Source organism: Noviherbaspirillum soli (assembly GCF_015352955.1).
In the GTDB taxonomy this organism is placed as follows: Bacteria; Pseudomonadota; Gammaproteobacteria; order Burkholderiales; family Burkholderiaceae_D; genus Noviherbaspirillum_A; species Noviherbaspirillum_A soli.
Map to the genome: position 1 here is coordinate 75,435 of NZ_JACYOX010000027.1, position 11,163 is coordinate 86,597.

14 protein-coding genes are annotated in these 11,163 nt (G+C 57.5%); 12 read left to right on the forward strand and 2 right to left on the reverse strand.

Going from position 1 to position 11,163, the window contains the following annotated elements; translation table 11 throughout:
• Nucleotides 1-5 precede the first annotated feature (5 nt).
• The 12 genes from IGW04_RS17940 (at nucleotide 6) to IGW04_RS17995 (ending at nucleotide 10,013) form a co-directional block, all read left to right on the forward strand.
• On the forward strand, nucleotides 6-776 hold the full coding sequence (locus IGW04_RS17940) for a ParA family protein (RefSeq protein WP_194714453.1): 771 nt from the start codon (nucleotides 6-8) through the stop codon (nucleotides 774-776).
• A 40-nt stretch (nucleotides 777-816) separates the two neighbouring features.
• A complete protein-coding gene (locus IGW04_RS17945) occupies nucleotides 817-1,695 on the forward strand; it encodes a ParB/RepB/Spo0J family partition protein (RefSeq protein WP_194714454.1) in 879 nt (292 codons plus the stop codon).
• 305 nt (nucleotides 1,696-2,000) lie between these two features.
• Nucleotides 2,001-2,339 (forward strand): ATP synthase subunit I, encoded by a 339-nt coding sequence (locus IGW04_RS17950; protein WP_194714455.1) that lies wholly within the window; start codon nucleotides 2,001-2,003, stop codon nucleotides 2,337-2,339.
• Nucleotide 2,340: 1 nt separating this feature from the next.
• Nucleotides 2,341-3,186 (forward strand): F0F1 ATP synthase subunit A, encoded by an 846-nt coding sequence (atpB, locus tag IGW04_RS17955; RefSeq protein WP_194714456.1) that lies wholly within the window; start codon nucleotides 2,341-2,343, stop codon nucleotides 3,184-3,186.
• Between the two features lie 82 nt (nucleotides 3,187-3,268).
• A complete protein-coding gene (atpE, locus tag IGW04_RS17960; RefSeq protein ID WP_194714457.1) occupies nucleotides 3,269-3,514 on the forward strand; it encodes a F0F1 ATP synthase subunit C in 246 nt (81 codons plus the stop codon).
• Between the two features lie 72 nt (nucleotides 3,515-3,586).
• The gene (locus tag IGW04_RS17965) at nucleotides 3,587-4,057 is read left to right on the forward strand and encodes a F0F1 ATP synthase subunit B (protein ID WP_194714458.1); all 471 of its coding nucleotides are present in this window, start codon (nucleotides 3,587-3,589) and stop codon (nucleotides 4,055-4,057) included.
• Nucleotides 4,058-4,059: 2 nt separating this feature from the next.
• Nucleotides 4,060-4,593, forward strand: a complete 534-nt coding sequence (locus IGW04_RS17970; protein WP_194714459.1) for a F0F1 ATP synthase subunit delta — start codon at nucleotides 4,060-4,062, stop codon at nucleotides 4,591-4,593.
• Between the two features lie 48 nt (nucleotides 4,594-4,641).
• Nucleotides 4,642-6,183 (forward strand): F0F1 ATP synthase subunit alpha, encoded by a 1,542-nt coding sequence (gene atpA / locus IGW04_RS17975; protein ID WP_194714460.1) that lies wholly within the window; start codon nucleotides 4,642-4,644, stop codon nucleotides 6,181-6,183.
• 30 nt (nucleotides 6,184-6,213) lie between these two features.
• On the forward strand, nucleotides 6,214-7,083 hold the full coding sequence (atpG, locus tag IGW04_RS17980; protein WP_194714461.1) for a F0F1 ATP synthase subunit gamma: 870 nt from the start codon (nucleotides 6,214-6,216) through the stop codon (nucleotides 7,081-7,083).
• A gap of 52 nt (nucleotides 7,084-7,135) precedes the next feature.
• Entirely contained in the window at nucleotides 7,136-8,536 is a 1,401-nt protein-coding gene (gene atpD, locus IGW04_RS17985) for a F0F1 ATP synthase subunit beta (protein ID WP_194714462.1), read from the forward strand.
• Nucleotides 8,537-8,622: 86 nt separating this feature from the next.
• Nucleotides 8,623-9,045 carry a F0F1 ATP synthase subunit epsilon gene (locus tag IGW04_RS17990; protein ID WP_194714463.1) on the forward strand — a complete coding sequence of 141 codons (423 nt, stop codon included), beginning with the start codon at nucleotides 8,623-8,625 and terminating at the stop codon, nucleotides 9,043-9,045.
• A 362-nt stretch (nucleotides 9,046-9,407) separates the two neighbouring features.
• Nucleotides 9,408-10,013: a hypothetical protein gene (locus tag IGW04_RS17995; protein ID WP_228527179.1), complete on the forward strand. Its 606-nt coding sequence runs from the start codon at nucleotides 9,408-9,410 to the stop codon at nucleotides 10,011-10,013.
• A 231-nt stretch (nucleotides 10,014-10,244) separates the two neighbouring features.
• Here IGW04_RS17995 and IGW04_RS18000 read toward each other — a convergent pair whose 3' ends face one another.
• A complete protein-coding gene (locus tag IGW04_RS18000; RefSeq protein WP_194714465.1) occupies nucleotides 10,245-10,610 on the reverse strand; it encodes a hypothetical protein in 366 nt (121 codons plus the stop codon).
• Nucleotides 10,611-10,629: 19 nt separating this feature from the next.
• On the reverse strand, nucleotides 10,630-10,920 hold the full coding sequence (locus tag IGW04_RS18005; protein WP_194714466.1) for a hypothetical protein: 291 nt from the start codon (nucleotides 10,918-10,920) through the stop codon (nucleotides 10,630-10,632).
• Between the last annotated feature and the right edge of the window lie 243 nt (nucleotides 10,921-11,163).

Sequence of the window (11,163 nt, forward strand, 5' to 3'; positions counted from 1 at the left end):
AATCCATGGCCAGAATATTTTGTGTCGCAAATCAAAAGGGCGGAGTGGGAAAGACCACCACCGCGGTGAATCTGGCAGCCGGACTGGCCAAGCTCGGCCAGCGCGTGCTGCTGGTCGATCTCGATCCGCAGGGCAATGCGACCATGGGTGCCGGCATCAACAAGGCTGAACTGGATGGTTCCATCTACGAAGTGCTGGTCGGCCTGGCGGATGTGGTCGCCTGCCGCAAGCAGTCGGAAGCCGGCCGCTTCGATGTGCTGCCGGCCAATCGCGAACTGGCCGGCGCCGAAGTGGAAATGGTCGAGCTGGACAACCGGGAAAAGCGGCTGAAGCTGGCGCTGGCGGCCGTCGATGCCGACTATGACTTCATGCTGATTGATTGCCCGCCGGCACTATCGATGCTGACCCTGAACGGCCTGTGTGCCGCCCATGGCGTGATCATCCCGATGCAGTGCGAATACTATGCGCTGGAGGGTTTGTCGGATCTGGTCAATACCATCAAGAAAGTCCACGCCAAGCTCAATCCGGATCTGCGCATCATCGGGCTGCTGCGGGTGATGTTCGATCCACGGATGACACTCTCGCAGCAGGTATCGGCCCAGCTTGAACAGCACTTTGGCGACAAGGTATTCAAGACCATCATTCCCCGTAACGTGCGTCTGGCCGAAGCGCCTTCCTATGGCATGCCCGGTGTGAGCTTCGACCCCTCTTCCAAGGGGGCCCAGGCTTATGTCGCGTTCGGCGCCGAAATGGTCGAGCGGATCAAGGGCTGGTAAGCCGACACGTATGCACTCATCAATGAAATGACGATCTGACATGGCGACTAAAAAAACCAAGGGCCTTGGACGCGGCCTTGACGCGCTGCTTGGCGGCTCTTCCGATGCCGCCGAGACTGAAACGCTGGCAGCCGGTACGCCATCCTCGCTGGCGATCGACAAGCTGCAGCCGGGCAAATACCAGCCGCGCACCCGCATGGACGAGGGCGCGCTGGCAGAACTGGCCGATTCGATTCGCGCACAGGGCCTGCTGCAGGCCATTCTGGTGAGGCCCGTGCCCGAGGCCGCCGGCCGTTATGAAATCATCGCCGGCGAACGTCGCTTCCGGGCAGCGCAACTCGCCGGTCTGGCGGAAGTGCCGGTGCTGGTCAAGAGCGTGGACGACCATGCCGCGGCGGCGATGGCGCTGATCGAAAATATTCAGCGCGAGGATCTGAATCCACTGGAAGAAGCGCAGGGCATACAGCGGCTGATCTCCGATTTCGGATTTACCCATGAGCAGGCGGCCGGCGCGGTCGGCCGCTCGCGCAGCGCCGTCTCGAATCTGCTGCGCCTGCTCAACCTGGCCCAGCCGGTGCAAACCATGCTGATGGCCGGCGACATCGACATGGGCCACGCGCGGGCCTTGCTGTCGGTTGACGCCGCCACGCAGATCAACCTGGCCAACATGATCATCGCGCGCCGGCTGTCGGTGCGCGAAGCGGAGAAGCTGGTCGCCCAGGCACAGGCCGAGGATCACCAGCAGAAACCGGCGCCACGTGAAAAGCCGCGGGACATCGTGCGCCTGGAGGAAGAGTTGTCGGACGCGCTCGCCACCCAGGTCGCCATCAAGGTCAGTGCGCGCAACAAGGGCCAGCTCGTCATCGATTTTGCCAACCTCGATGCCCTTGATGGCGTAATTGCACGGCTGCGTCGTTAATCGTGCCGACTGGCAAACGACTCGAATGCACATGACCTTGCTGTTGTGTATCAGTCACGTAAAACTACGGTAAGTGTTTACATGTTTGGCGATGTGTGATGCATAACCGATGATCCCGTGCTTTTAGCGCACGTTGAGCGCGATTTCAGTGCAAGTAAACGTTTGACGCCGCGGAAAGAATAATCTTATAATCCCGTGGCTTCAGAAATCGCACTCCATCCGCAAGCCTTTTGCATTTCACACGAACCACACGGCCCGTACCGCGACTCGCAAGAGCCCAACGGGTTGCATGAGTCTGGACAAGTATGCTTCGCCTGGTCCTTCTGCAACTGTTGACTACGGTCCTGGCTGGCGCCGTGGCTGGAATGCTGGGCGGAATCCACGCACTGATTTCCGCATTGCTGGGTGGGTTGTGTTGTGTGGTGCCGAACGGTTTGCTCGCGCTGCGCTTGTACTCGAATGCGCGCCGATCACAAGCTGTCAATCCGATGTCGTTTTTCATCGGTGAATTTATAAAGATTGCACTGACCATCGCATTGTTGGCTGCGGTGGCCTGGCTGTACCGCGACTTGAACTGGCTGGCGCTGATCGCCGCTTTCATCGTGGCACTGAAAAGTTACATCATCTTATTATTTAGGCACTGACATGGCGACTGAAACTGCTGCTGGGGCGGCTGCGGGGCATGCTGCTCCCACCGCTTCCGAATACATCGTCCACCATCTTGGACACTTCTCCACGCATCACCAGGAAAAAATCGTCGATTTTTCCATTATCAACATGGACACGCTGTTCTGGTCCGTGGCTATGGGCATCGTCGGCTGCTTCGTGATGTACATGGCGGCGCGCCGCGCCACCGCCGGCGTTCCCGGCCGTCTGCAGGCATTCGTTGAAATGGTCGTCGAAATGGTCGACGACCAGGCCAAATCCATCGTGCATGGCGACCGCAGCTTCATCGCTCCGCTGGCGCTGACCGTGTTCGTCTGGGTTGCGCTGATGAATTCGCTGGATTTCCTGCCGGTCGACCTGTTTTCAAGCCTGTTCAGCGTACTGGGCATCGAGCATGTGTTCCCGCATCACCGCGTCGTGCCCACCGCCGACCTGAACGGCACCATGGGCATCGCCCTGGGCGTGCTGGTCCTGATGCTGTACTACAACGTGAAGATCAAGGGCGCTGGCGGCTTTATCCATGAACTGTTTGCCGCACCGTTCGGCATCTGGCTGGCACCGTTCAACCTGCTCCTCAACATCATCGAATTCGCCGCAAAAACCGTATCGCTCGCGATGCGACTGTTCGGCAACATGTACGCCGGCGAGCTGCTGTTCCTGCTGATCGCTTTGCTTGGTTCGACTGCAACCGTGTTCGGTTTCGTTGGGCATGTAATTGCCGGTTCGATGTGGGCCATCTTCCACATTCTGATCGTGCTGTTGCAGGCGTTCATCTTCATGATGCTCACGCTGGTGTATCTCGGCCAGGCACATGAAGGCCATTGATCCCCTGGATTGATGGCAAGCGGTAAAACTTTCTGATTCAACTTTTCGTTTTTAATTTTTAACTTTACTTAAAGGAATTGTCATGACTGACATCTCGTTCGTAGCACTGGCTTGCGGTTTGATCATTGGTCTGGGCGCTATCGGCGCTTGTATCGGTATCGCCATCATGGGCGGCAAGTACCTGGAAGCTTCGGCTCGCCAGCCTGAACTGATGAATACCCTGCAAACCAAGATGTTCCTGCTGGCTGGTCTGATCGACGCTGCGTTCCTGATCGGTGTTGGTATCGCCATGCTGTTCGCCTTCGCAAACCCGTTCGTTCGTGGCTAATACGGTTCGACCGTCCTGATTCTCATGCTGGAATAGGATTCCAGCACTCGCCATTCTGAGAAGGAAACTACCATGAACCTGAATGCAACCCTGTTTGCTCAGTTCGTGGTCTTCTTCATCCTGGCTGTCTTCACGATGAAATTCGTGTGGCCGCCGCTGATGAACGCGCTCGACGAGCGCGCCAAGAAGATCGCGGACGGTCTGGCTGCTGCCGAGCGCGGCAAGCTGGAAATGGCTGCCGCGGAAAAGCGCGTGCAGGCCGAACTGGCATCGGCGCACGACGCCGGCCAGAAGCGCATCGGCGACGCTGAAAAGCGTGCCCAGGCGATCATCGAAGAAGCAAAGCGGACTGCCTCGGAAGAAGCAGCCCGTATTCTGGCTTCTGCCCGTTCGGATGCAGAACAGCAAGTCAGCCAGGCACGTGACGCACTGCGCGCCCAGGTGGCAACGCTGGCAGTTCAGGGCGCCGAGCAGATCCTGAAGCGGGAAATCAACCCCGCCGCTCACGCCGATCTGTTGAACCAACTGAAGACCGAGCTGTAATCATGGCCGAACTCGCAACGATTGCCCGCCCCTACGCCGAGGCGCTGTTTCGCGTAGCCCAGTCCGGAAACATGGCGGCCTGGTCTGAAGTCGTTTCAGCCATGTCGTCGGTGGCTGCCAATCCTGACATGCAGGAACTGGCGCGCAACCCGAAGGCTTCCGATGAGCAGGTCGTCTCTACTTTTCTCGCCGCGCTGAACTCGCCTGCCAATGCCGAACTCAAAAACTTCGTCGGCATGCTGGTCGAAAACGGTCGCCTGGCGCTGCTGCCGGAAATCGCGCTGCAATTCCACGCATTGAAAAATGCGCAGGAAGGCGCGGCGGATGCGGAAATCGTGAGCGCGTTCGAGCTGACGCCGGCGCAGATAAACGACCTGGTTGCGACGCTGCAAAAGCGCTTCGGCCGCAACCTGAACCCGTCGGTAACCGTGGATAACTCGCTGATCGGTGGCGTGCGCGTCGTGGTTGGCGATGAAGTGCTCGACACGTCGGTGCGCGCCAAGCTGCAGCAGATGCAGACCGCACTGACCAGCTGATCCGGCCCGCCTCGGCAAGCACGCAAGATATCTAAATTAGGAGTTAACATGCAACTCAACCCGTCTGAAATCAGCGAACTGATCAAGAGCCGGATCCAGGGCCTCGGCGACAACGCCGAGATTCGCAATCAGGGCACGGTCATTTCCGTGTCCGACGGCATTTGCCGCATCCACGGTCTGTCGGACGTGATGCAGGGCGAAATGCTGGAATTCCCGGGCAACACCTTCGGCCTGGCGCTGAACCTCGAGCGCGACTCGGTCGGCTCGGTGATCCTGGGCAGCTACGAACATATCTCCGAAGGCGACACGGTCAAGTGCACCGGCCGCATCCTGGAAGTGCCTATCGGCCCTGAACTGCGTGGCCGCGTGGTCAACGCGCTGGGTCAGCCTATCGATGGCAAGGGCCCGATCAACACGACCCTGACCGCCCCGATCGAAAAGATCGCACCGGGCGTGATCGCCCGTCAATCCGTTTCCCAGCCGATGCAGACCGGCCTGAAGTCGATCGACGCGATGGTGCCCATCGGACGTGGCCAGCGTGAACTGATCATTGGCGACCGCCAGACCGGCAAGTCGGCCGTGGCAATCGACGCGATCATCAACCAGAAGGGCCAGGGCATGACGTGTATCTACGTCGCCATCGGCCAGAAGGCTTCGACGATCAAGAACATCGTGCGCGCGCTGGAACAGCATGGCGCCATGGAATACACCATCGTCGTCGCCGCTTCGGCTTCCGAGTCCGCCGCAATGCAATACGTGTCGGCCTACTCCGGCTGCGCCATGGGCGAGTACTTCCGCGACCGCGGCGAAGACGCGCTGATCGTGTACGACGACCTGTCCAAGCAGGCTGTCGCCTACCGCCAGGTTTCGCTGCTGCTGCGCCGTCCGCCCGGCCGTGAAGCCTACCCCGGCGACGTGTTCTACCTGCACAGCCGCCTGCTCGAGCGCGCAGCCCGCGTGAACCCCGACTATGTCGAGAAGTTCACCAACGGCGCCGTGACCGGCAAGACTGGCTCGCTGACCGCACTGCCCATCATTGAAACCCAGGCAGGCGACGTTTCCGCCTTCGTTCCGACCAACGTGATCTCGATCACCGACGGCCAGATCTTCCTGGAAACCTCGCTGTTCAACGCCGGCATCCGTCCCGCGATCAACGCCGGTATCTCGGTGTCGCGCGTTGGTGGCGCCGCCCAGACCAAGGTTATCAAGAACCTGTCCGGCGGTATCCGTACCGACCTGGCGCAGTACCGTGAACTGGCAGCGTTCGCTCAGTTTGCATCCGACCTCGACGAATCGACCCGCAAGCAGCTCGAGCGTGGCGCCCGCGTGACTGAACTGCTGAAGCAGCCCCAGTATTCGCCGTTGCCGATCTCGCTGATGGCTGTGTCGCTGTTCGCGGTCAACAAGGGCTACTTCGACGGTGTCGAAGTCAAGAATGTACTCGCGTTTGAATCTGGCCTTCACAATTTCATGAAGACCAGCCACGCAGCGCTGCTGCAGAAGATTGAAGATACCAAGCAACTCGACAAGGATGGCGAAGCCGCACTGGCCGCCGCGATTGGCGACTTCAAGAAATCTGTATCGTTCTGAGTTGAACGCGGCTAGAAGGAGCAAGGACTCATGGCTGTAGGCAAAGAGATACGTGGCAAGATCAAGAGCGTAGAGAATACGAAGAAGATCACCAAGGCGATGGAAATGGTCGCCGCTTCCAAGATGCGCAAGGCGCAGGAGCGGATGCGGTCGGCCCGTCCCTATAGTGACAAGATTCGTAATATCGCCTCCAATCTTGCCGAGGCCAATCCGGAGTACACCCATCCGTTCCTGGTCAAGCAGGATGCCTCGAAGACGGTGGGCATCATCGTGGTCACCACCGACAAGGGCCTGTGCGGCGGCATGAACACCAATGCACTGCGTGTTCTGACCACCAAGCTGCGCGAGCTCGAAGGCAAGGGCAACAAGGTCGAAGCCGTCGCCATCGGCAACAAGGGCTTCGGCTTTCTGAACCGTGTCGGCGCGAAGGTCGTGTCGCATGCAGTCCAGATCGGCGACACGCCGCATCTGGAAAAGCTGATCGGCCCGGTCAAGGTGCTGCTGGACGCTTACCAGGAAGGCCGGCTCGACGCGGTCTACATCGTCTACACCAAGTTCATCAACACGATGAAGCAGGAGCCGATGCTGGAGCAGTTGCTGCCGCTGTCGTCCGAGCGCATGACTGCTGACAAGCATGGCATGGACTGGGACTACATCTACGAGCCGGATGCCCAAACCGTGATCGACGAACTGCTGGTGCGCTACGTGGAAGCGCTGATTTACCAGGCGGTTGCCGAGAACCTGGCGTCCGAGCAGTCGGCGCGCATGGTGGCGATGAAGGCGGCGTCCGACAACGCCGGCAACGTCATCGGTGAACTGCGCCTGGTCTACAACAAGACCCGGCAGGCCGCGATTACCAAGGAACTCTCCGAAATCGTTGCCGGTGCGGCAGCGGTGTAAACACGCAAACGCGTGAAACAGAATTTAAATACTACATATTGAAGGAACGAAAATGGCTGATGGCAAAATCGTTCAGTGTATCGGCGCCGTGGTGGACGTTGAGTTCCCGCGCAACGCGATGCCCAAGGTGTTCGACGCCTTGAAAATGGAAGGCTCCGAACTGACGCTGGAAGTGCAGCAGCAGCTGGGCGACGGCGTGGTGCGTACCATTGCGCTGGGCAGCTCCGACGGCCTGCGTCGCGGCATGATCATCCAGAACACCGGCAAGGCGATCCAGGTGCCTATCGGACCTGCAACCCTGGGCCGCATCATGGACGTGCTGGGCAACCCGATCGACGAATGCGGTCCGGTGAGCCACGAGCACATGGCTTCCATCCACCGCGAAGCGCCGAAGTACGACGAACTGTCGCCTTCGCAGGACCTGCTGGAAACCGGCATCAAGGTGATCGACCTGGTCTGCCCGTTTGCAAAAGGCGGTAAGGTCGGCCTGTTCGGCGGCGCCGGCGTGGGCAAGACCGTGAACATGATGGAACTGATCAACAACATCGCCAAGGCACACTCGGGTCTGTCCGTGTTCGCCGGCGTGGGTGAGCGTACCCGTGAGGGCAACGACTTCTACCACGAGATGGCCGATGCCAAGGTGGTTGACCTGGAAAACCCGACCAACTCCAAGGTCGCGATGGTCTATGGTCAGATGAACGAGCCGCCGGGCAACCGCCTGCGCGTGGCGCTGACCGGCCTGACGATTGCGGAAGGCTTCCGCGATGAAGGCCGTGACGTGCTGTTCTTCGTCGACAACATCTACCGTTACACCCTGGCCGGTACCGAAGTGTCCGCACTGCTGGGCCGTATGCCTTCCGCGGTGGGTTACCAGCCTACGCTGGCCGAAGAGATGGGCCGCCTGCAGGAGCGCATCACCTCGACCAAGACCGGTTCGATCACCTCGATCCAGGCCGTGTACGTTCCTGCGGATGACTTGACCGACCCGTCGCCGGCAACCACCTTCGCCCACCTGGACTCGACCGTCGTTCTGTCGCGTGACATCGCTTCGCTGGGTATCTACCCTGCGGTGGATCCGCTGGACTCGACCTCGCGCCAGCTGGACCCGCTGGTGGTGGGCCAGGAGCACTACGAGACCGCCCGTGCCGTTCAGGGCACCCTGCAGCGCTACAAGGAACTGCGCGACATCATCGCGATTCTGGGCATGGACGAACTGGCGCCGGAAGACAAGCTGCTGGTGGCACGCGCTCGCAAGATGCAGCGTTTCCTGTCCCAGCCGTTCCACGTCGCTGAGGTGTTCACCGGCTCGCCAGGCAAGTACGTGCCGCTGAAGGAAACCATCCGTGGCTTCAAGATGATTGCATCGGGCGAACTGGACCACCTGCCGGAGCAGGCGTTCTACATGGTCGGCACCATCGACGAAGCGATCGAAAAAGCGAAGAAGATGCAGTAATGGCCAACATGGGACGGCCGGCGTCGCGCCGGCCGTCTTTTGTTGTCTGCACTGCACCGAATAGCTCAGCTTGAGAAGGTTTTGATATGGCAAATACAATACACGTGGACGTCGTTTCCGCCGAAGAGCAGATCTTCTCCGGCGAAGCGGAATTCGTCGCGTTGCCGGGTGAAGCGGGCGAGCTGGGCATCTATCCCAAGCACACGCCGCTGATCACCCGCATCCGCCCGGGCGCGGTGCGCATCAAGGTGCCGGGCCAGTCCGAAGACGAGTTCGTCTTCGTCGCCGGCGGCATCCTGGAAGTGCAGCCCAATGCCGTGACCGTGCTGGCCGACACCGCCATCCGCGGCGGCGACCTCGACGAAGCCAAGGCAGCGGAAGCCAAGCGCCTGGCCGAGGAAAGCCTGGTCAATCGCGAATCGAAGATTGATTACGCAACCGCGCAAGCGGAACTGGCTGTGGCGATTGCCCAGCTGGCGGCAATCCAGAGACTGCGTCAAAAGCGCTGATCTGGTTGTAGTGGCGGTAAAAATGAAGGCAGCCCTGGCTGCCTTTTTTTATTGCTGTGGCTAATTGGTGGCCGTGTGTTGTTTGAGGCAGCAATTGGTCGCAAAGCACATGTGCCGTATTGCTCATGGAATTACAGGTTCATGCAGCTGCTTGAGCACGTACACGCCGACCTGATTCCTCGGCACATTAAAGTTGTTATCCCGTGGATTTAAACCGCCACAAAGATACACCGTTCGCCTCTCAAGGAAATAATCCGCTAAACGTCGTTGCAACCTTTGCGATCTTTTATTGCTGTGACCAGTTGCCAGCTCTCCGCATGATCCACGGCAGTCATCGGGCAAATTGAGACCGCGGCTCATGCATGAACTCTTCTCAAGAGGTTGTTACTGAGACGCTCCGTTCAACAGCACTCAGTGGAGTAAAAATGGATAGTTCCAGTATGCACGCCAGTATGCCAATATCAAGTTTTTCCAGTCTGCCACCACAAGACCAACTGGCCGTCATAGAACGGATTTCCCCCTATGACAAACCAACGTTAGTCAGCATCGCCAGTACGAATCGCCAGATCAATGTGCTTGCCACGCCATTACTGATGGAGGCCTATATTGGGCATGTCGAAAATAAAATTAAAGCCATGAAGACATCGGCAGAGAGGGTCGCGGCTATTTTGCTGGTTCACCGAAAGCTCATGGAGAATACGAGCGGATTGCCGGTAATTGGTTCTGAAGCGCTTTGGGAACGTTTGAAGGTGTTGATCTTAAACGAAGCCAGCTGTCTCGCTTCTCTTGACAAACTTTCCGATGGAATTGCGCTCGTTCTTCGTTCTTCTCAGTCGGAAGAAACGTCAGTCGAACACATCATTGCATTTCAAAGATCCTGCGCCCTTTTTCATGAGATATCGCAAATCCTGACAAAAGGCTATAACAATCTTGCCGCCCAGATACGAAACGCGGCGAGATATTTCTGACAAGACCTGATCACCGAAATCGCTACAGTGAAAATAGCCGTGCCTGCCTGGCTATCAACATCGAGGACTCGATGCCCACTTCTGCTCGGGCAGGTATACCGGCCAGCCAAGATTTTTCTTCAATACGTGAATATAGGGTGCTGTAATGAAGGCTTGATGGCAACGGTCCAAAAAGAGACCGTTCAGCGCTGAGCTGAACGGAATCGGGGCTATTCCATTCCAAACTAATCTCTAGAGATCCTGATTACGCATGTCAAAGTCGCAAAGGGTAGTGGACTTATTCACTTCAGTAGCTGAGAACCACAGAATCTCTTTATTTCTCGAGTAATAGAGCATGTAAGGATTTTTCTCATCTGAACTGGCGAAGAAAAAGCCAGGCTCGTCAATATTGCGCATGATTAGTTCAGGAAGCCTCGGATCAAGGCCAAGAAGCGATACTGATTCGCCTCCCATGTTCAGATTCCACTTTTTGTCACCGAGGCGAATAGCTGATCCTTCGATCGCAAACTCAATGGGCTTGTCATTCTTTTTTGTTCTGTTGAACGTACAGGCATTGATCGGCAGCATTCGATACAGCCCATTAGCTGGCACCAGCATGGTTTGGCTTATGCTGAAGTCATTTTCGAGTTTTGTCGGCGGTGTTTCTTTGGTCAGTTGTTTGGGCTAGATCAACTGCCATTCCACTGGTTTCATTATATGCAATAGCATAATGCAGAGCATGACCATTGTAATCTGTTCCCAATGCGGCTTCTAATGCAGCCTTTGATGATTTTGCCGATCTAACGTCTGTTTTTATTCCATTGCTAAAATATATCGTCGCGGATAACGACGGTCTAACACAGCTTACTTCAGCAAGCGACAATTGTGTTAGACCCCAGAGAATGATAGTACATATGACATTTTTCATTTTTTCTCCCTAGTCGCAGACCAGCTCTTTTGCATCTCTGAAGACTGCACCACTCACCATTTCCTGAGCTCTCCAATAAGCCTCGAACCGCTCTTTGGTATTCGCAGTTAATGCCTGGCGGCCTCAAATATGAAGTGCAACACCATTTCTTGTAAAGTGTGCACATGCAGAAACCGACCACTTATCAGCAGCTTCAGCCTGAGGACCGAATTACCATTGCCACGATGAGACAGCGCGGCTTCA

What these genes read in the sequence shown, in the direction of transcription:
- IGW04_RS17940 (WP_194714453.1), top strand. Translation starts at nt 6, where the DNA reads ATGGCCAGAATATTTTGTGTCGCAAATCAAAAGGGCGGAGTGGGAAAG.
- IGW04_RS17945 (WP_194714454.1), top strand. Translation starts at nt 817, where the DNA reads ATGGCGACTAAAAAAACCAAGGGCCTTGGACGCGGCCTTGACGCGCTG.
- IGW04_RS17950 (WP_194714455.1), top strand. Translation starts at nt 2,001, where the DNA reads ATGCTTCGCCTGGTCCTTCTGCAACTGTTGACTACGGTCCTGGCTGGC.
- atpB (WP_194714456.1), top strand. Translation starts at nt 2,341, where the DNA reads ATGGCGACTGAAACTGCTGCTGGGGCGGCTGCGGGGCATGCTGCTCCC.
- atpE (WP_194714457.1), top strand. Translation starts at nt 3,269, where the DNA reads ATGACTGACATCTCGTTCGTAGCACTGGCTTGCGGTTTGATCATTGGT.
- IGW04_RS17965 (WP_194714458.1), top strand. Translation starts at nt 3,587, where the DNA reads ATGAACCTGAATGCAACCCTGTTTGCTCAGTTCGTGGTCTTCTTCATC.
- IGW04_RS17970 (WP_194714459.1), top strand. Translation starts at nt 4,060, where the DNA reads ATGGCCGAACTCGCAACGATTGCCCGCCCCTACGCCGAGGCGCTGTTT.
- atpA (WP_194714460.1), top strand. Translation starts at nt 4,642, where the DNA reads ATGCAACTCAACCCGTCTGAAATCAGCGAACTGATCAAGAGCCGGATC.
- atpG (WP_194714461.1), top strand. Translation starts at nt 6,214, where the DNA reads ATGGCTGTAGGCAAAGAGATACGTGGCAAGATCAAGAGCGTAGAGAAT.
- atpD (WP_194714462.1), top strand. Translation starts at nt 7,136, where the DNA reads ATGGCTGATGGCAAAATCGTTCAGTGTATCGGCGCCGTGGTGGACGTT.
- IGW04_RS17990 (WP_194714463.1), top strand. Translation starts at nt 8,623, where the DNA reads ATGGCAAATACAATACACGTGGACGTCGTTTCCGCCGAAGAGCAGATC.
- IGW04_RS17995 (WP_228527179.1), top strand. Translation starts at nt 9,408, where the DNA reads ATGAACTCTTCTCAAGAGGTTGTTACTGAGACGCTCCGTTCAACAGCA.
- IGW04_RS18000 (WP_194714465.1), bottom strand. Translation starts at nt 10,610, where the DNA reads ATGCTGGTGCCAGCTAATGGGCTGTATCGAATGCTGCCGATCAATGCC.
- IGW04_RS18005 (WP_194714466.1), bottom strand. Translation starts at nt 10,920, where the DNA reads ATGAAAAATGTCATATGTACTATCATTCTCTGGGGTCTAACACAATTG.